The following is an 18324-nucleotide window of genomic DNA, read 5'->3' as shown; positions in this document are numbered from 1 at the left end:
GTCGACGGCTCGCGGCTGCCCGAGCCGATCTTCACGCCCGCCACCAAGGCCGAGCTGGGCGACCACGACGAGAACGTCCCGTTCTCCGTGGTCGCGGCCATGGTCGGCGACGAGACCGCCGCCGCGCTGCGTGACCTCACGCTCGCGGTCTACGGCCGCGCCGAGGCGATCGCGCGCGAGCGCGGCGTGCTGCTCGCGGACACCAAGCTCGAGTTCGGCACCGACCCGGCCACGGGTGCGATCACGCTCGGCGACGAGGTGCTCACGCCGGACTCGTCGCGGTTCTGGCCCGCCGAGGCGTGGCAGCCGGGGCACCCGCAGCCGAGCTTCGACAAGCAGTTCGTGCGGGACTGGCTGACGTCGGCGGCGTCCGGGTGGGAGCGCGCGTCGGACGCGCCGCCGCCGCCCCTGCCCCACGACGTCGTCGAGCGCACGCGAGCGCGTTACCTCGAGGCGTACGAGCGTCTCACCGGGGTGCCGCTGGCCCTCTGACCGCGACGGGAGCCCGTTCGACAGGCCGGTTCGCGCGGCGTGTGGCACGGTGTGCCGCGTGACCCGCCAGCTCCTGAACCGCGTCCGGCGCACCCCGCGCCCGGTCGACCCCGCGCGCGCCGCGCACGGTGCCCGTGGCCTCGCGTTCGCGGTCCTGACCGGCGTCGGGACGGGTGTCCTCGTCGTCGCGGTCGCCCTGCTCGTGCGCGGCCAGTGGTCGCCGCTCGTCCGCCTCGACGAAGGAGCGGTGCAGGCCGGCACACGGCTCGCGGCCGCCGAGCCGGGGCTGCTGCGCACGCTCGTCGTGTGGCAGACCGTCTTCCTGGCGCGCAACCTCGTCGTGCCGGTGCTCGCGCTGTGCGCCTGGTACTGGTGGCGCACGCGGGACACGGCGCGCGCCTGCTGGGCCGGCGCCACGGTGCTGGTGGGCTGGGCGCTGTCCAACCTCCTCAAGGAGCTCGTGCGCCGCGCCCGGCCCGTCCTGGACGAGCCCGTCGAGGTCGCGCACGGGTACTCGTTCCCGTCCGGTCACGCGACGAACACCGCGCTCATGACGACCGTGCTGGTCCTGCTGGTGTGGCCCGCGCTGCGCTCGCGCGGGCTGCGGGTCGCGGCCGTGAGCACCGCCGCGGTGCTCACGCTGCTCACCGCGCTCGACCGCGTCATGCTCGGCGTCCACTACCCGAGCGACGTGGTCGCGGGGATGCTCCTCGGCGTGGGGTTCGCCCTCGCGTCGTACCTCGCGTTCCGGCACTGGTACCAGCCGCAGTCCCGCCCGCACGACGAGAAGGGTGCCGCCTGATGCTCGACCCGCACCGTTGGGACCCCGACGTCGTGACCCGGCCCACGCCACGCGAGGCGGCGCGCGACCTCGCCCTGCGGGTGCTCGCGCCCGCCGTGCTGTGGGGCGCGGTCGTCGTGGGCCTCGGCCTCCTGCTGGGCGGCTCGCTCAGCGGCGTCGCCGACGCCGAGGACGGGGTGAACCGCTGGTTCGTCGACCAGCGCACCGCGGCGCTGGACTCGCTCACCGCGTTCGCGTCGCACGTCGGGAACACCGGCGCGATCATCGCCGTGTGCCTCGTCGTCGTGGCCGCGGTCTGGTGGCGCACGCGCCGGTGGTGGTACGCCGTGGTGCCCGGCGTGGCGCTCGGCGCGCAGGTCATGGTGTTCCTCGCGTCGTCGAGCCTCGTCGGGCGCAGCCGCCCCGACGTGCCGAAGCTCGACCACGCACCGCCCACGTCGAGCTTCCCGAGCGGCCACTCGGGGGCCTCGACCGCGCTGTACGTGACGCTCGCGCTCATGGCGCAGCGCATCGAGCGCACGTGGCTGCGCGTCTCGCTCACGGTGGTGCTGCTCCTCGTGCCGCTGTTCGTCATGACCTCGCGGCTGTACCGCGGGATGCACCACCCGACCGACGTCCTCGTCGGGTGCGCCAACGGCGTGCTGTGCGCGCTGCTGGGCTGGTACTGGCTCCGGCCGACCCGCGAGCGCGCGCCGCAGGAGCCTCAGGAGCCGCAGATCGTGGAGGGCCGGCGATGACGCGCGTGGCGATCGTGGCGAACCCCGCCAAGCAGGAGGTCGTCGAGGCGCGACCGCGGCTCGACGCGGTGTGCGAGCGGCACGGCCTCGAGCGGCCGCTGTGGTTCGAGACGACCCCCGAGGACCCCGGGTCGGGCCAGACGCGCGAGGCGCTCGAGCAGGGCGCGGACCTCGTGTGCGCGTTCGGCGGCGACGGGACGGTGCGCGCGGTCGCCGAGGTGCTCGCCGGGGGCGACGTCCCGCTCGGGCTGCTGCCCGGTGGGACGGGCAACCTGCTCGCACGCGCCCTGAGCCTGACGTCCGACGACGTCGAGGACGCGATGCAGGTGGTGCTCGACGGGCGCGACGAGCGCATCGACGTCGGGACGCTGCGGTTCGACGGCGACGACGAGGAGCACGTCTTCCTGGTCATGGCCGGGGTGGGGCTGGACGCGGAGACGATGGTGCGCACCGACGAGCGCCTCAAGGCCGTCGTCGGGTGGCCGGCGTACATCCTCGGCGGGCTACGGGCCGTGGTCGGGCGGGGCTTCACGGCGCGCGTGCAGGTCCAGGGCGGGTCGCCGGTGCGACGCACGACGCGGGCCGTGGTGATCGGCAACAGCGGGCGGTTGCAGGGCGGCGTCGAGCTCATGCCGGACGCGCGGCTCGACGACGGCCTGCTCGACGTCGCGGTCGTCGCGCCGCGCGGCCTGGTCGGCTGGGCGCGCACGCTCGCGACGGTCGTCACGTCGGGGCGTGGGCACCGGCACCTCGACCGGCACCAGGGCGCGGCGGTACGCGTGCGCACGGACCGGCCGATCGCGACGCAGCTCGACGGCGACCCCGTCGGCGACCATCGCGAGGTGGAGGCGCGCGTGCGAGCGGGTGCGCTCACCGTGCGGGTGGCGCGTGAGGCGCACGAGGTGCGCGGGCGCGACTGAGGGCCCTTGTCCCATGTATCGATCAGCGATATATATCGAGCATGGCGACAGGGATCAGCGAGCAGACGTACCTCGTCATGCTCGCGCTCGCGGACGAGCCGCGGCACGGGTACGGCGTGCTGCGCGAGGTGAAGGCGCTCTCGGGCGGCCGGGTCGCGCTCGGCGCGGGCACGCTCTACGGCGTCCTCGACCGGCTCGTCGAGCGCGGCTGGGCGCAGATGTCCGACGAGGTGGTCGTCGACGGACGCCTGCGGCGCTACTACCGCCTGACCGACGAGGGGCTCGCCCAGGTCACCGCGGAGACCGAACGGCTGCGTGAGCTCGCGGCCCGCGCACGGCGCGTGCTCGCCGCACGTCCCGCGCTCGGTGGCGCGTGATGGCGCGCCGGGGCGTCCCGCTGCGCTGGTGCCTCGCGGCGTACCCGCCGCGGTGGCGTGCCGCGCGCGAGCACGAGGTGGCAGGCCTGCTCGCCGACCTCGCGGACGACGAGCAGGCCGGCGCCGACCCCGGGCGCGTGAGCGTCCCCGAGGCGCTCGGCCTCGTCCGTGCGGGGCTCGCGACGCGCGTGCGCACCGGCCCTCCGCTGCGGACCCGCGCCGCGTACCGGATGCTCGACGCGCGCATCCCCGCCCGCCACCGCGGGTGGGCGCACGACGAGCAGCACTCCGTCGCCGGTGCGGTCGGCGACCTGGTCTGGTCGGCGATGCCGTTCGCGATCGCCGCCGCCCTGATGCGCGAGCTCTCGTTCACGGTCGTCGCCGCGCTCATGCTCCCCGTCGTCCTGCTGCGCCGCGAGCTGCACGGTGAGCGTCGCCGGGCCAAGCACCTCGTCGCGCAACCCGGTGAGCCGCCCACGCCGTGGGACCTCGCCTGGGCGTGGGTCCCGCGGCGGCGCGTGGCGGCCCGTCCCGCGCTGCGCCGCGTCGCCGTCGGGGCGCTCGTCGCGACCGCCGCGGCCCTGGGCGTGGTGCTCACCGCACCCGGCCACATCGCGGTGACCCCGTGCGGTCGGGCGTGCGTCGAGGTCGACGCGGTCGCACCGGGCGGACCCGGAGCACTGGGGGTGGGGATCCTCGTCGGCGCCGTGCTCCTCGGCCTCGTCCTCGCGGTCGTCGTCGTGGCCGGGCTGCGGGGCCGGCGGCGCCGGGCGCTGCCGGCCCAGCCGCACCGCATCGTCGTCCCGGCCGGGCGCGCGACGGGGCTCGCCGCCCTGCTCGTCGTCGGCCTGCTGGTCTGGCTCGTCGCGCTCGAGCGCTCCGCGGCGCCCGGCCTGTCCTACCTCGTCGCGTCGTGCGGGCTCGTCGTGCTCCTGGTGTCGGCCGCGGCGCTCGGTGCGCTGCACGGTGCGGGGCACGGTGCGTTGGACGGTGCCGCGTCGCCCGGGGGCGGGCGGGAGCTCGCGCTCGTCGACGTCCTCGCGCTCGCCGTCGGGCGCGTGCCCGCGACGGACACCCCCCGTGCGGCGGTCGTGCCCGACGCCGTGCCCGACGTCGTGCCCGACGCCGTGTCCGACCGGCGGTCGGCGCGGTCGGCCGCACGGGACGGGTCGTAGACTCGCGGCGAACCCCAGCCACCGCGCAACCAGGAGCAGACCTGTGGGACGAGTTGTCGTCGACGTCATGCCGAAGCCGGAGATCCTCGACCCGCAGGGCAAGGCCGTCGCCGCCGCGCTGAGCCGGCTCGGGTTCGGTCAGTTCGCGGGCGTGCGCCAGGGCAAGCGGTTCGAGCTCGAGGTCGACGGCGATGTCACCGACGAGGTGCTCGCCGCGGCCCGTGAGGCCGGCGAGCAGGTCCTGTCGAACCCCGTGATCGAGGACGTCGTCGCGGTCTACGCCGACGAGCAGGTCCCGGCGTGACCCGCATCGGCGTCGTCACCTTCCCGGGGACGCTCGACGACCGCGACGCCGCGCGGGCGGTGCGCCTCGCGGGTGCCGAGCCCGTCGCGCTGTGGCACGCGGACGCGGACCTGCACGGCGTGGACGCCGTGGTGCTGCCCGGCGGGTTCTCGTACGGTGACTACCTGCGCGCCGGTGCGATCAGCCGGTTCGCACCGGTCATGACCGAGATCGTCGACGCGGCGCACGGCGGGCTGCCGGTGCTCGGCATCTGCAACGGCTTCCAGGTCCTCACCGAGGCGCACCTGCTGCCCGGGTCGATGATCAAGAACGACCACCTGCACTTCGTGTGCCGCGAGCAGGTGCTGTCGGTCGACAACGTCGACACCGCCTGGACCCGCGACTACACGCTCGGCGAGCGGATCACGATCCCGCTGAAGAACCAGGACGGCCAGTACGTCGCCGACGAGCGCACGCTCGACGAGCTCGAGGGCGAGGGTCGGGTGGTGTTCCGCTACCAGGACCACAACCCGAACGGGTCGCGGCGCGGCATCGCGGGCATCAGCAACGCGCGCGGCAACGTCGTGGGGCTCATGCCGCACCCTGAGCACGCCGTCGAGGCGGGGTTCGGGCCGGACGGCGCGAAGGGGCCGCGCAGCGGCACGGACGGCCTGCGGTTCTTCACCTCGGTGCTGCACGCGCTCGTCGGCTGACGCATGACGGTCGCGCTCGACCTCGTCCACTGGGACGACCCGGCCGCCGCCACGCTGCGCACCGCCCAGCAGGCCGAGTTGCGCGACCGGTACGGCGACGACGGCACCGGCCACACGATGACCGGTGACGGGATCGTCGCGATGGTCGTCCTGCGGGACGGCGACGAGCCGGTCGCGTGCGTCGCGCTGCGCGACGCGTCCGGAGACCTCGGCGCGGGCGTGGGCGAGGTCAAGCGCCTGTACACCGCGCCGCGGGCGCGCGGGCGTGGCCACGCGCGGCGGGTCATGCTCGAGCTCGAGCGGCTCGCACCCGCGCACGGCTGCACGCGGCTGGTCCTCGAGACCGGCGTCCTGCAGCCCGAGGCGATCGGCCTGTACCTCTCGCTGGGGTACCGGTCGATCCCGAACTACGCCGAGTACGCCGACGAGCCGCTCTCGCGCTGCTTCGCCAAGGACGTCCCCGCGGGCCCCCGCACCTCGTCGCGGCGCTCCATCGGTGCCGCGGACGTCGCGCTCGAGACCGTGCCCTGGGACCACGACGAGGCGCGAGGGTTGCGGCGCGCGATGTGGGCGTTCAACGTCGAGCGCTACCCGGAGCTGGTCCCCGACGCGCCCGACCTCGGCTTCGCGTCCGACGACGCCCGCCAGGGCGTCGGCGTGCTCACCACCTGGCTGGCGCGGGTCGCGGGGGCGCCGGTGGGCTGCCTGTCCCTGCGGGCGCCGCGCCCCGGTCAGCCGGACGGGAGCGTCGAGCTCAAGAAGATGTTCGTGAGCGACGCGGCTCGCGGGGCCGGAGTGGCGCGGACGCTGCTCGCCGCCGCGCACGACGACGCGCTCGCCCGCGGGTTCACGAGCACCGTGCTCGCGACCGGCATCCGTCAGCCGGAGGCCGTGACCCTGTACCTGTCCGCGGGCTACCGGCCCGTGCCGCCGTACACCGACCACGCCGACGACTTCCTGACCCTCTGGTTCGGGCGCGCGCTCCGCTGAGCTCGACGCGGCGGGGGTGCCGTCCCGGGGTGACGGCTGCCGGATCGTGGACGCGGGGTGGTCACAGCCGCGCCGCCGTGGTTACCCTGTCCGCCATGTTCTCGGTCCGGGTGTGTTGTCGCTGAGCTGACGCTCGCGCGCGCCCGCGGCCCCGTGGCCCTCGTCGCGCACCCCGTCCGACCCGAGGACCTCCTCCCGTGGCTCAGCCCCTCGCGCACGTACGCACCCCTGACCTGACGTCCCCCGCGCGGCCCGCCGCCGTCGCGCTCGCCGCCGCCACCCCGCGGCACGTCACCGAGTTCGTCATCGACGACTCGACGCTCGTGCCCACGACGCTCGCCCTCGCGGCCGCCCGCGCCGACGTGATCCGCGTCCGCCACGGTGCGGGTCTGCCGACGCACGCGGCGGTGCGCGCGCTCGTCGCGATGCTCGACGGTGAGATGGCCGCGCTGGGCCGCCCGCGCAGCGACGTCACCGTCGTGCTCGAGGTCGAGACGGTCGTCGCCGACGACGCGCGCGACGCGGCTCGTCGTCGCGGCCACCTCGCCTACGCGGCGGCGTTCAGCCACCTCGCGTGGCATGTGGACGCGACGATGCTCGTCGCGCCGCTCGACGCGCTCGCCGCCGAGGCGGCGCAGGTCGCGCGCCGCGCGGGCGTCGACCGGGTCGAGCTCGCGCTCGTCGGCGGCTCGCGGCGCCACGCCGCCGCCCTGGCCCGCACGCTCACCTGACCACCCCGCGGTTGCTCCGGTTCTGGGACGTCGGAGCCGGAGCAACCCCGGCGTCGGCCGGGTGGGGTGGTGGGGGCCCCAGCGGAGAGGTGGTGGCGGCGGGTCAGCGCAGCGTGCTGAGGGCTTGGTCGAGGTCGTCGCGCAGGTCGTCGACGTCCTCCAGACCCACCGAGAAGCGGACCGTGGCCTCACCGATGCCGACCCTGGCGCGCCCGTCGGGGCCGAGCTTGCGGTGCGTCGTCGTCGCCGGGTGCGTGACGATCGACTTCGCGTCACCCAGGTTGTTCGAGATGTCGACCACGCGCAGCGCGTCGAGCACACCGAACGTCGTCTTCTTCGCGAGCTCCGGCGTCGCGCCCTCGGGGGTGCGCAGCGTGAACGTCACGACCGTCCCGCCGCCGGACTGCTGCCGCCGCGCGAGGTCGTGCTGCGGGTGCGACTCGAGGAACGGGTAGCGGACGGACTCGACCGCCGGGTGCTCCTCGAGCCAGCGCGCGAGCGTGAGCGCGGACGCGGCCTGGTGCCGCACGCGGATCGAGAGCGTCTCGAGGCCCTTGAGCAGGACCCACGCGTTGAACGGCGAGAGCGACGGCCCGGTGTTGCGGATGAGCGTCTGCACCGGCCCGCCCACGAAGTCCGCCGAGCCGAGGATCGCGCCGCCCAGCACACGGCCCTGCCCGTCGATGTGCTTGGTCGCGGAGTACACGACCACGTCGGCGCCCAGGTCGAGAGGGCGGGAGAACACGGGGGTCGCGAACACGTTGTCGACGACGACGACCGCGCCGGCCGCGTGCGCGAGGCGCGAGACCGCCTCGATGTCGACGAGGTCCTGCATCGGGTTCGACGGCGTCTCGAAGAACACGACGTCGGCCGGGGTGGCGAGCGCCGCCTCCCACTGCGTGAGCTCGTGCCCGTCGACGTACTCGGTGCGCACACCCCACTTCGCGAGGATCTCGTCGAAGATGACGACGCTCGACCCGAACAGCGCACGGGCCGCGACGATCCGCGAGCCCGAGCCGACGAGCGCGGCGAGCGCCGTGAACACCGCGCTCATGCCGGACGCGGTGGCGTAGCAGGCCTGCGCGCCGTCGAGCAGGCGCAGGCGCTCCTCGAACGTGGACACGGTCGGGTTGTTGTAGCGGGAGTACAGGAACCGGTCGACCTCGCCCGCGAACGCGGCCTCGGCCTGCCCCGCGGAGTCGTAGGTGAAGCCCTGCGTGAGGAACAGCCCCTCGCCGAACTCGCCGAACTGCGAGCGGACGTGCCCGCCCCGCACCGCGAGCGTGTCCGGGCGCAGCGTCGAGCGGTCGACCCGCCGGGCGTCCCAGTCGCCGGGGCCCGGGGCGTGTGCGCTCACGCCTGCCGCCAGGGCAGGCCCTCGGCGCGCCAGCCCCAGTGGCCGCGCTGCCCGTCGGGCCCGACGTCGCCCTCGAACCCGCGCAGCACGTTGTAGGCCGGGCCGTAGCCCGCGGCGGTCGCGGCCTGCGCGGCGGCGACCGAGCGGACGCCCGACCGGCACAGGAACACGACGGGGCGGCCGTCGCCGGGCTCGAGCCCGGTCGCCGCGAGCTCGTCGAGGAACGTGGGGTTGGGGCCGGCCGGGGTCAGCCACTGCACGAACGCGGCGCGCTCGCCCGCGTCGGCGGCGTCGGGGACGCCGATCTGCTGCCACTCGGCCTCGGTGCGCACGTCGACGAGCAGCGCTCGCTCGTCCGACGCCACGAGGTCCCAGGCCTGCTGCGGGGTGAGGTCGCCTGCGTAGGGTCCGGCCATGTCGCTCCTCCATCGGTCCTGGCGGTAGCACCCTCGGCCAGGCGCGGGGCCTGCGGGTTGCTGCGGCGTCGTCGAGCCAGATCTCTCGGCCGCTCTGGATGGTGCGAGGAGCGTAACGCCGTTTCGTCGACCACATCCACCTCGTGGACACGCGTTCCGCGTGGCGAGACGGACGGGTGTCCGCGTTGACAGCCGCTCGCCCGGCTCGCCACCCTTTCGGTCAGGTCATGAGCGCCAGCGCGAAGCCCCGGCTCGCTGGCCGGCAACCCTCCTCCGCGGTGGGGTGCCCCGGGTGACGACCAGGCCGAGCACCGACCGGTGCCGGCAAGCGCGGGATGCCCGGACCCGGGGTCCCCGGATCCACGGAGGTACCCCCGTGACCGCACTGGCCGAGACCACGTCCTGTCCGACGGCTGCCCCGACGTCGGCTCCGACGACCGGCACGACGACGGGCGCGACCGCTGCGCCCGCCGTCCAGCCGCTCCTGCCCGTGGTCGGGGGGAGCACCACGGTGCCGCTCGTCGACGGCACGCAGCGCGTCTACGCGAACCTCGACTACGCCGCCAGCGCACCGGCGCTGCAGGCCGTCGCCGACCGGGTCGCGGAGGTGCTGCCGCTGTACGCGTCGGTGCACCGCGGCGCGGGGTACCTCTCGCAGGTGTCGACCGCGCTGTACGAGTCCGCGCGGCAGGCGGTCGCGCGGTTCGTCGACGCGCGCGAGGACGACGTCGCGATCATCACCCGCAACACCACCGACTCGCTCAACCTGCTCGCCGGGGTCGTGCCGACCGGTGAGCGGGTGCTGGTGCTCGACCTGGAGCACCACGCGAACCTGCTGCCGTGGCTGCGCTCGAGCGACCCGCACGGCCGTCGCACGACGATCCTGCCGATCGCCGAGACCGTCGCCGCGACCCTCGAGTCGCTGCGCGCGGAGCTCACCGCGCGCACGTACGCCCTGGTCACGGTGTCGGGCGCGTCCAACGTCACGGGTGAGGCGCTGCCGGTCGAGCGGGTCGTCGAGATCGCGCACGCCGCGGGTGCGCGGGTCGCGGTCGACGGTGCGCAGCTCGTGCCGCACCGCGGCTTCTCGCTCGCGCGCACGGGCGCCGACTACGTCGCGTTCTCGGGCCACAAGACGTACGCGCCGTTCGGTGCGGGCGCGCTCGTCGGCCGTCGCGACTGGCTCGACACGGGCACGCCGTACCTCGCAGGGGGAGGTGCGGTGCGCGACGTGCGGGCCGACCGGACCGTGTGGCAGCCGGCCCCGGCGCGCCACGAGGCCGGGTCGCCGAACGTCATCGGTGCGATCGCGTTGGCGGAGGCGTGCGACGCGCTCGCGGCGCTGCCGGCCGGGGCGCTCGTCGAGCACGAGCGGGCGTTGCGGGACCGGCTCGTCGCGGGGCTCGAGCGGGTCCCGGGTGTGCGCGTCGCGAGCATCTGGCCGGACTCGGCGGAGCCCGTGGGGGTCGTGACGTTCACGGTGGAGGACCACGACCCCGGTCTGGTCGCCGCGTACCTCGCGGCCGAGCACGGCATCGGTGTGCGTGACGGCCGGTTCTGCGCGCACCCGCTGCTGTCCCGCCTGGGGGCGAGCGGAGGTGCGATCCGCGCGTCGGTGGGGGTCGGGACGCCGAGCGAGGCCGTCGACCGGCTGGTCGCGGCGCTCCACGCGTACGTGACGGACGGGCCGCGCTCGCGGTACGCGGTCGAGGACGGCTGCTGGGCGGTCGTCGACGACACGCGTCCGCTGCTCGCGGTGCACGGCCTGGACCACCTGGCCGCGACCGCCGCGGCGGCGTGCGGTCCTGCGCTCGACTGAGCGAGCGGCGCCGCGAGGTCAGGGAGTCAGGACGCGCGCGGCGCGCGCGAGCATGCTCCGCACGACGTGCGGGTGCAGCGCACGCACGGGCAGCAGGTAGAGGCGGCCGCGCCGGTTGTGCAGGCGCACGTTCGTCGTGACCGCGACGAGGCCCGCGCGGGAGTCGACCGCGACGCCGCAGCGGAAGTCGAGGTGCTCGTCGTCGGCCACGATGAGCGCCTCGCCGCCGGTCGGGCCGGTGACGACCTCGTCGACCGCGAACGTCGAGCGGGGTGCGCGCGGGATGCCGAGGAGCGGGACGAGGAGCTGGCGCAGCGCGAGCGCTGCGAGCACCCAGCGCGGCATGGTCCGCGGGGAGAACGTCGTCGTGGCCCAGGCGCGCGGGTCGGTGGGGGCTCCGGGCGGGAGGCGGACGATCGTCGTGTCCGCGTAGTCGGGCGGGAAGTCCCGCATCGCCAGCGACCAGTGCGTGCTCATCGTCGTCCCCTGCCGGTCGGGCGGCGCCGTGTTCCGTACGGCGCCGTATGGAACACGACCGTACGGTAGCGTACGGATCATGGTCAAGGCCTCGACGTCGAGACAGACGTGGATCGACGCCGCCTACGCGACGTTCCGCGACGAAGGCCTCGCAGCGGTGCGCGTCGAGCCGCTCGCCCGTTCGCTCGGCGCGACCAAGGGCTCGTTCTACTGGCACTTCACCGACCGCGCCGAGCTCGTCGCCGCCGTCGTGGCCCGCTGGGAGGCCGAGCACACCGACGCCGTGATCGCGCTCGCGCAGACGGGCGGCGACGCCCGGGCCCGCGTCGAGGCCCTGTTCACGGCCGTCGCGAGCCGGCGCCGCGACTCCGCGCGGCTGTACGTCGAGGCCGCCGCCGAGGGCGTCTCAGACGTCGTCGCACGGGTGTCCCAGCGGCGCGTCGACTACCTCGCCGACCTGCTCGTCGAGCTCGGGCAGGACCCCGACGAGGCCCGCCGCCGCTCGTCCGTCGCGCTCGCGGCCGTCGTCGGGCTCGGTCAGCTCGCGGCCGTGGGCGTGCGCCCCGACGACCCCGCCGCACTCACCGCGACCGCGCTGGCCATGACGCTCGCCTGACGCGCCCGCGCGCGGTCCGTCACCGGACGCGCAGACCCATGTGCTCGGCCAGCGCCGGCGCGAGCTCGACGAGCTGCTCGGACGTGATCGTCGCACCCGCGAGCCCCGCGACGCCGTCCAGGTGCTGCAGGTCGCGCACGCCACGCAGGTCCGCGTCGGTCAGGGTCGCGCCGGTGACGTCGAGTCGCCGCACGCGGCAGTCCTCGAGCACGAGCCGCCGTGCGCGCACCCGCGCCAGGTCGAGCTCGTCCACCACGACCCCCGTCAGCCGCACCTCCTCCAGCGTCGCGTCGCGCAGGTTGAGGTAGTCGAGCTTGCCGCCGGACACGTGCACGCGCGTCCACCGCGACCCGTACGCCTGCACCGCCCCGAGCCGGCAGTCCGTCCACCCACCGTCCTGCCACGCGGTGCTCGACAGGTCGAGCGCACTCGCCCGCACGCCCGTCCACGTGGTGTCGACGAACCGCGCGTGCGCCAGCTCCGCGTCGTCGAGCACGCAGCCGACGAACGTGCAGTCGAGGAAGCGCGCCTCGCGACCGTCCTGCCCGGACAACCGCTCGTCGGTGAACGTCAGCCCGTCGTAGTCGCCTCCGGCGTCCAGCAGCATGGGTCCACCCTGCCACCCGCGGCCGTCCCCGGCCGCCCACGGAGTGCAAAGGGCTCGAACCGCACGTGCGCCGGATGGCACGATGCGGCCCGTGCAGCACGACCTGACGCTCGACGCCCCCGGGGTCAACCTCGTCCCGCTCGGTCCGGAGCACGCGGCGGCGCTCGTCGCGTTCGTCGACGACCGGGTCTGGCGCGGCATGACGACGCCCGTTCCCCGCACGCCCGACGACATGCTCGAGGACGTCGAGCGCGCGCTCGCGACGCCCGGGCGGTACGCGTTCGCGGTGCTCGACGCCGAGTCCGGCGCGGTGCTCGGGTCGACCTCGTTCTACGACGTCGACCTGCGCATGGGCCGGCTCGAGGTCGGGCACACGTTCTACGACCCCGCGGTGTGGGGCACGCACGTCAACCCCGCGTGCAAGCTCGCCCTGCTGACGCACGCGTTCGAGACGTGGGGCGTGCACCGCGTGGCGCTGCGCGTGGACGCGCGCAACGCGCGCTCGCTCGCGGCCGTCGCGCGGCTCGGCGCGCTCGAGGAGGGGCGGCTGCGCGGTCACCGGCTCGCGCCCGACGGCTCACGCGGGGACTCCGTGTACTTCTCGGTCCTGGCCGACGAGTGGCCCGCCGCGCGTGCGCGGCTGCGCACACGGCTGGGCCTGCCGAGCCCCGACGAGCACGCAGCGTCCGACGAGCAGGCAGCGTCCGACGAGCGTGCGGGAGCCGCCCGGGACGACGAGCGCGCGCGGCCCGGCGACGGAGGCCCCGGCGAGCGGTCGCACGTCGTGCTGATCGGCGGCCGGTCCGGGGTCGGCAAGACCAGCGTGGCCCACGCGCTGCACGCGCTGCTCCGCGACGCCGACGTCCCGCACGCCGTGATCGAGGGCGACTACCTGGACCTCGCGCACCCCGCACCGCACGCCGACCGCCTGGCCGAGCGCAACCTGCGCGCGGTCTGGTCCGCCTACCGCGACCTCGGCCACCGCCGCCTGGTCTACACGAACACCGTGAGCCCGCAGTACGCCGACGACCTGGCCGCCGCGATGGGCGACTCCCCGCGCGTCACCGCCGTGCTGCTCACGGCCGACGACGACACCGCGCGCGAGCGGCTCGCGCAGCGCGAGCACGGCGCCGAGCTCGCCGCGCACGTCGCGCGCAGCGACGCGGCGGCCCGCGCGCTCGAGCGTGGCTGCCCCCCGTCGGTGCACCGTGTCGGCACCGCGGGCCGCACTCCCGACGAGGTGGCCCGCGGCATCGCCGCCCTCGCAGGCTGGCTCCCCACCTGACCCCCCCAACTGACCACCCCCACCTGACCCACCCGACCCCTCAGACCCCCGAGCGCCGCGCCGCACAGCCCATCCGCACCCCGTCGTGCGCGCCGAGCTCCGCGACCCCGCGCTTCCTCCGGCTCCGGTCGCGAATACCCGGAGCAACGACGGTCTCGCGGCTGGATGGCCTGCCGACCCGCGGCCGGATGGCCGGTCGACCCCGGCTGGATGGTCGATCGAGCCCGCGGCTGGATGGTCGACGAGGCCGGGGTTGCTCCGGGTTTCGTCGCGCATACCCGGAGCAACGACGGGGTCGCGGTTGGATGGCCGGTCGAGCCCTCGGCTGGATGGTCGACGGACCCCGCGGCTGGGTGGGTGACGAGCCCGGGGTTGCTCCGGCTCTCGTCGCGCATACCCGGAGCAACGGCGGGGTCGCGGCGAGGTGGTCGGTCGACCCGCGCGCCGGAGGGTCGGTCGTGCCTGCGGCTGAATGGGTGACGAGGCCGGGGTTGCTCCGGGTCACGTCGCGCATACCCGGAGCAACGGCGGGGTCGCGGCTGGACGGTCGGTCGACCCGCGCGGGGGAGGGCCGTTCGGGCCTGCGGTTGGGTGGGTGACGAGGCCGGGGTTGCTCCGGGGTCTCGTCACGGATAGCCGGAGCAACGGCGGGGTCGCGGCTGGATGGTCGGTCGACCCGCGCGGCGGATCGTCGACCGACTCCGCGGCTGGATGGTCGACGAGCCCGGGGTTGCTCCGGGTCTTGTCGCGGATAGCCGGAGTAACGGCGGGGTCGCGGGTGGAGGGGCGGTCGACCACGCGGCGGATGGTCGGTCCGGCCTGCGGTTGGGTGGGGTCAGGGGAGGGGGGGCGACCGAGGCGAGGGCGTGGGGCTTGCCCGAGCGCGGGTGCCACGCCGCGAGGTCGAACCCGCCGCCCGGGCGGTGGCGCACCGAGGTCGCGACGGTCGCGGGCAGCAGCACCGGCTTGACGAAGTCCACCGACCAGACGAACGCGTCGCCCCGTCCCCGGCCCGCGTCGGCGAGCAGACGCGCGGCGGTGTACATCCCGTGCGCGATGGTCCGCGGGAAGCCGAACGCCTTGGCCGTGAGCGGGCTGAGGTGGATCGGGTTGCGGTCGCCCGAGACGGCGGCGTACCGGCGGCCCGTGTCGGCCGCGAGCTGCCACTGACCGGTGGGGAGCGGGGGTTCGAACGGTGCGCGCTCGTCGTCGGACGCGCGCTCGTCGGACGGCAGGTGCACGCCCTTGGCGAGGTACGTCGAGACGCCGCGCCAGACGACCTCGTCGTCGACGGCGGCCTCGACCACCAGGTCGACCTGCGTGCCCGTGCGGTGGGGCCGCAGCCGGTCCGCGGACGCGGTGACGTCGAGCGTCTCGTCGTAGCCGATGGCGCGACGCTGCTCGACGAGGTTCGCGAGGTGCACCATCCCGAGCATCGGTAGCGGGAAGTCGGTGCGCGCCATGAGCGCGATCGCCAGGGGGAAACCGAGCACGTGCACGAGCCCGGGCGGCAGGGTGTCGCTCGCCTCCTCGCCGACGAGCCGCTGGTAGGCCGCCAGGTGATCGAGCGAGGCGCGCACGCCCCGGACCCGATAGGCGGTGGCGGGCAGCTCGACGGGCGCCGAGCCGGTGCGCCGGGCGAGCGCGAGGCGGCCGGTGGACGCCGCGCCGCGCGCGTACAGCCCACCCAGCCCGGGGACGGCGGGCAGGTCGACGAGCGTCACGCGCCCACCACGTTCTGCCCGCACACCCGCAGCGTGCGCCCGACCACCCCGCCGGCCTGCGGCGACGCGAGGAACGACACCGCCTCGGCGACGTCGACCGGGAGGCCGCCCTGCTGCAGCGAGTTCAGCTGCCGCGCGACCTGCCGTGTCACGGCGGGCATCCGCGCGGTCATCTCGGTCTCGATGAAGCCGGGCGCGACGGCGTTCGCGGTGCCGCCGAACGGCTCGAGCAGCGGCGCGGTCGCGCGGACCATGCCGATCACGCCGCCCTTGGTGGCCGCGTAGTTGGCCTGGCCGCGGTTGCCCGCGAGGCCGGTGGTCGACGAGATCGAGACGATGCGCGGCGCGTCGGTGAAGTCGCCGGACGTGAGCAGCGCCTCGTTGATCGCGAGCTGCGCGGCGATGTTCACGGCGATCACCGAGTCCCACTGCGCCTCGGTCATGTTGGCGAACAGCTTGTCGCGCGTGATGCCGGCGTTGTGCACGACGACGTCGAGGTGCCCGTGCCGTGCGAGCGCGTGCTCGAGGATCGTGGCGCCCGCGTCGGGGGCGGTGATGTCGAGCTGGAGCGCGGTGCCGCGGACCTCGTTGGCGACCGCGGCGAGCTGCTCGCCCGCGGCGGGCACGTCGACCGCGACGACGGTCGCGCCGTCCCGGGCGAGCGTGCGCGCGATCGCCGCGCCGATGCCGCGTGCGGCGCCCGTGACGACCGCGACGCGGCCGGCGAGCGGGGCGTCCCAGTCGGCGGGCAGGGCGCCCGCGGTGGAGTCGACCGCGAGGAGCTGGCCGTGCACGAAGGCGGAGCGGGTGGACAGCAGGAACCGCAGCGCGCCGACCGCGGACGCGGCGGTGACCGGGACGCCGTCGCCGAGAACGATCCCGTTGGCGGTCGCGCCGCCGCGCGACTCCTTGGCGATGGTCCGCACGACGGCGTCGACGCCCTGGCGGGCGGCGGCGACCGCGGGCGCGTCGGACGCGCTCGCGGTGCGCGAGATGGTCACGACCCGGCCGCCGCGCGCGAGCTTCTTGAGGGTCGAGGCGGCCGCGAGCAGCGGCTCGTGCAGCGCGTCGGGGTGCTCGACACCGGTGAGGACGAGCACGACCGCGGCGTACCGTTCGTCGGGCACGGGGTGGCGGTACACGTCCAGGCCCCAGCCGTCGAGCACCTCGGTGCCCGCGGAGTCGGGCGTCGCGGACGGCTGCGCGGGCGAGCCCGACAGGAGTGCCGCGACGGCGTCCGCGTCGGCGTCGGGCCCGGTGCCCGAGCCGAGCACGAGCACCTTGCCGTCGACGAGCGGCTGACCGGCCGACCAGCGGCGCAGCGGGACCGCGGGGGAGAACCCCAGCAGGCCCGACAGCTTGGCCGACAGGGTCGTCGTGATCGGGTTCGCCATGTCAGGCCGCCTCGAGGATCGCGGTGAGGCCGAGCCCGCCGGCCGCACAGATGGACACGAGCGCACGCGGCGTGCCGCCGTCGCGCTGCTTGCGCAGGTGGAGCTCCTTGGCGATGGTCGCGACGATGCGGCCGCCGGTCGCGGCGAACGGGTGGCCGGCCGCGAGGGACGAGCCGTGCACGTTGAGCCGCGCGCGGTCGACGGTCCCGAACGCGCCGTCGAGGCCCAGGCGGGTGCGGCCGAACTCGTCGGACTCCCACGCGGCGAGCGTGGCGAGCACGGTCGAGGCGAACGCCTCGTGGATCTCGACGTACTCCAGGTCCGCGAGCGTGAGCCCGTTGCGCGCCAGCAGCCGCGGCACCGCGAAGACGGGTGCCATGAGCAGGCCGTCCTCGCCGTGCACGAAGTCGACCGCCCCGGCCTCCGCGTCGACGACCGCGGCGAGCGGAGTGAGCCCGCGGGTGGCGGCCCACTCCTCGGAGCCGAGCAGAACGGTCGACGCGCCGTCGGTGAGCGGCGTGGAGTTGCCGGCGGTCATGGTCGCGGGCGCGTCGAGACGCGTGCCGAACGTGGGCTTGAGCCCCGCGAGCTTCTCGAGCGAGGTGTCCCTGCGCAGGTTCCCGTCGACCGTCTGCCCGCGGTAGGGCGTGACGAGGTCGTCGAAGAACCCGGCGTCCCACGCGGCGGCGAGCCGCTGGTGCGAGGCGAGCGCGAGCTCGTCCTGCGCCTCGCGTGTGATGCCCCACTGCGCGGTCGTCAGCGCCTGGTGCTCGCCCATGGACAGGTGCGTGCGCGGCTCGCCGGTGGACGGTGCGACGGGAGCGAGGTCCTTGGGGCGGATGCGGCCGAGCGCGGCGAGCTTCTGGCCGGCGGTCCGGGCGCGCGAGAGGTCGAGCAGCGCGCGGCGCAGGCGGTCGGTCACGACGATCGGCGCGTCCGAGGTGGAGTCCACGCCGCCCGCGATCGCGGACTCGAGCTGGCCGAGCCGGATCTTGTTCGACAGCCCGACGAGCGTCTCGAGCCCGGTCGCGCACGCCTGCTGGACGTCGTACGCGGGTGTGGTCGCGTCGAGCGACGAGCCGAGCACGGCTTCGCGCGTGAGGTTGAAGTCGCGGCTGTGCTTGAGCACGGCGCCTGCGGCGACCTCGCCGATGCGTTCGCCCTGGAGCCCGTAGCGGGCGACGAGCCCTTCGAGCGCGGCGGTGAGCATGTCCTGGTTCGAGGCGTGGGCGTAGGCGCCGCCGGAGCGGGCGAACGGGATCCGGTTGCCGCCGAGGACCAGGGCGCGGCGGGGCGCGCTCGGGGTGGCTGTGTTCTTGAGTGCCATCTGCGTGGCGCTCCTCTCGCGTCGTCGCGATCAGCGTCGGACCCGCAGGTCCAGGGACGTTCGTCCCGAAGTGGTGTCCGCA

General features: G+C 75.4%; 20 protein-coding genes and 2 riboswitches. Of the genes, 13 read left to right on the top strand and 7 right to left on the bottom strand.

The annotated features are described in order from the left end of the window. The 10 genes from CUD01_RS02335 to CUD01_RS02290 form a co-directional block, all read left to right on the top strand. On the top strand, nucleotides 1-492 hold a 492-nt coding region (locus tag CUD01_RS02335), incomplete at its 5' end, for a phosphoribosylaminoimidazolesuccinocarboxamide synthase (protein WP_280525797.1). 58 nt (nucleotides 493-550) lie between these two features. Further along, nucleotides 551-1294, top strand: a complete 744-nt coding sequence (locus tag CUD01_RS02330) for a phosphatase PAP2 family protein (protein WP_141318393.1) — start codon at nucleotides 551-553, stop codon at nucleotides 1292-1294. Beyond that, entirely contained in the window at nucleotides 1294-2031 is a 738-nt protein-coding gene (locus CUD01_RS02325; protein WP_141318391.1) for a phosphatase PAP2 family protein, read from the top strand. Before CUD01_RS02330 ends, CUD01_RS02325 begins: the two co-directional genes overlap by 1 nt. Next, nucleotides 2028-2951 (top strand): diacylglycerol/lipid kinase family protein, encoded by a 924-nt coding sequence (locus CUD01_RS02320; RefSeq protein WP_141318389.1) that lies wholly within the window; start codon nucleotides 2028-2030, stop codon nucleotides 2949-2951. Before CUD01_RS02325 ends, CUD01_RS02320 begins: the two co-directional genes overlap by 4 nt. A gap of 41 nt (nucleotides 2952-2992) precedes the next feature. Beyond that, complete coding sequence (locus tag CUD01_RS02315) at nucleotides 2993-3328, top strand: PadR family transcriptional regulator (RefSeq protein WP_174773802.1); 336 nt, start codon at nucleotides 2993-2995, stop codon at nucleotides 3326-3328. Next, a complete protein-coding gene (locus CUD01_RS02310; RefSeq protein WP_141318387.1) occupies nucleotides 3328-4503 on the top strand; it encodes a hypothetical protein in 1176 nt (391 codons plus the stop codon). The genes CUD01_RS02315 and CUD01_RS02310 overlap by 1 nt, the downstream gene beginning before the upstream one ends. Before the next feature lie 43 nt (nucleotides 4504-4546). Next, nucleotides 4547-4807: a phosphoribosylformylglycinamidine synthase subunit PurS gene (gene purS, locus CUD01_RS02305; protein WP_094180957.1), complete on the top strand. Its 261-nt coding sequence runs from the start codon at nucleotides 4547-4549 to the stop codon at nucleotides 4805-4807. Then, nucleotides 4804-5499: a phosphoribosylformylglycinamidine synthase subunit PurQ gene (purQ, locus tag CUD01_RS02300; RefSeq protein ID WP_141318385.1), complete on the top strand. Its 696-nt coding sequence runs from the start codon at nucleotides 4804-4806 to the stop codon at nucleotides 5497-5499. Before purS ends, purQ begins: the two co-directional genes overlap by 4 nt. A gap of 3 nt (nucleotides 5500-5502) precedes the next feature. Beyond that, nucleotides 5503-6489, top strand: a complete 987-nt coding sequence (locus CUD01_RS02295; protein WP_141318383.1) for a GNAT family N-acetyltransferase — start codon at nucleotides 5503-5505, stop codon at nucleotides 6487-6489. A gap of 197 nt (nucleotides 6490-6686) precedes the next feature. Beyond that, nucleotides 6687-7220 (top strand): hypothetical protein, encoded by a 534-nt coding sequence (locus CUD01_RS02290; protein ID WP_141318381.1) that lies wholly within the window; start codon nucleotides 6687-6689, stop codon nucleotides 7218-7220. Between the two features lie 103 nt (nucleotides 7221-7323). On the opposite strand, the gene CUD01_RS02285 is transcribed toward CUD01_RS02290, so the two are convergent. Together CUD01_RS02285 and CUD01_RS02280 are read right to left on the bottom strand one after the other, a co-directional pair. Further along, entirely contained in the window at nucleotides 7324-8577 is a 1254-nt protein-coding gene (locus CUD01_RS02285; RefSeq protein ID WP_244937613.1) for an O-succinylhomoserine sulfhydrylase, read from the bottom strand. After that, nucleotides 8574-8993 (bottom strand): rhodanese-like domain-containing protein, encoded by a 420-nt coding sequence (locus CUD01_RS02280; protein WP_141318379.1) that lies wholly within the window; start codon nucleotides 8991-8993, stop codon nucleotides 8574-8576. Before CUD01_RS02280 ends, CUD01_RS02285 begins: the two co-directional genes overlap by 4 nt. A gap of 6 nt (nucleotides 8994-8999) precedes the next feature. Next, a riboswitch (SAM riboswitch) is annotated at nucleotides 9000-9098 on the bottom strand. A 118-nt stretch (nucleotides 9099-9216) separates the two neighbouring features. Further along, a riboswitch (SAM riboswitch) is annotated at nucleotides 9217-9330 on the top strand. Between the two features lie 39 nt (nucleotides 9331-9369). Here CUD01_RS02280 and CUD01_RS02275 point away from each other — a divergent pair. Continuing rightward, nucleotides 9370-10812 carry an aminotransferase class V-fold PLP-dependent enzyme gene (locus CUD01_RS02275; protein ID WP_371860743.1) on the top strand — a complete coding sequence of 481 codons (1443 nt, stop codon included), beginning with the start codon at nucleotides 9370-9372 and terminating at the stop codon, nucleotides 10810-10812. 18 nt (nucleotides 10813-10830) lie between these two features. Here the strand turns inward: CUD01_RS02275 and CUD01_RS02270 are convergent, their stop codons facing one another. Next, the gene (locus tag CUD01_RS02270; RefSeq protein WP_141318377.1) at nucleotides 10831-11289 is read right to left on the bottom strand and encodes a DUF2867 domain-containing protein; all 459 of its coding nucleotides are present in this window, start codon (nucleotides 11287-11289) and stop codon (nucleotides 10831-10833) included. A gap of 79 nt (nucleotides 11290-11368) precedes the next feature. On the opposite strand from CUD01_RS02270, the gene CUD01_RS02265 reads away from it, so the two are divergent. Beyond that, nucleotides 11369-11905 (top strand): TetR/AcrR family transcriptional regulator, encoded by a 537-nt coding sequence (locus CUD01_RS02265; RefSeq protein ID WP_141318375.1) that lies wholly within the window; start codon nucleotides 11369-11371, stop codon nucleotides 11903-11905. A gap of 19 nt (nucleotides 11906-11924) precedes the next feature. Here CUD01_RS02265 and CUD01_RS02260 read toward each other — a convergent pair whose 3' ends face one another. After that, nucleotides 11925-12512, bottom strand: coding sequence for a pentapeptide repeat-containing protein (locus CUD01_RS02260; RefSeq protein ID WP_094180951.1), 588 nt, complete (start codon nucleotides 12510-12512; stop codon nucleotides 11925-11927). A 91-nt stretch (nucleotides 12513-12603) separates the two neighbouring features. On the opposite strand from CUD01_RS02260, the gene CUD01_RS17285 reads away from it, so the two are divergent. Further along, nucleotides 12604-13797, top strand: coding sequence for a GNAT family N-acetyltransferase (locus tag CUD01_RS17285; protein WP_307722658.1), 1194 nt, complete (start codon nucleotides 12604-12606; stop codon nucleotides 13795-13797). A 626-nt stretch (nucleotides 13798-14423) separates the two neighbouring features. On the opposite strand, the gene CUD01_RS02245 is transcribed toward CUD01_RS17285, so the two are convergent. Genes CUD01_RS02245 through CUD01_RS02235 form a run of 3 tightly spaced genes read right to left on the bottom strand, consistent with a single transcriptional unit; the run spans nucleotide 14424 to nucleotide 18242 of the window. After that, nucleotides 14424-15521, bottom strand: coding sequence for a MaoC/PaaZ C-terminal domain-containing protein (locus CUD01_RS02245; RefSeq protein ID WP_141318373.1), 1098 nt, complete (start codon nucleotides 15519-15521; stop codon nucleotides 14424-14426). Beyond that, nucleotides 15518-16915 (bottom strand): 3-oxoacyl-ACP reductase, encoded by a 1398-nt coding sequence (locus tag CUD01_RS02240; protein WP_141318371.1) that lies wholly within the window; start codon nucleotides 16913-16915, stop codon nucleotides 15518-15520. The genes CUD01_RS02245 and CUD01_RS02240 overlap by 4 nt, the downstream gene beginning before the upstream one ends. 1 nt (nucleotide 16916) lies before the next feature. After that, complete coding sequence (locus CUD01_RS02235) at nucleotides 16917-18242, bottom strand: acetyl-CoA C-acetyltransferase (protein ID WP_141318369.1); 1326 nt, start codon at nucleotides 18240-18242, stop codon at nucleotides 16917-16919. Nucleotides 18243-18324 lie beyond the last annotated feature (82 nt).

It is taken from the genome of Cellulomonas uda, assembly GCF_006538705.1.
Taxonomy (GTDB): Bacteria; Actinomycetota; Actinomycetes; order Actinomycetales; family Cellulomonadaceae; genus Cellulomonas; species Cellulomonas uda.
Note: the sequence above shows the minus strand (reverse complement) of the source record. Positions and strands in the feature narration are given on the sequence as shown.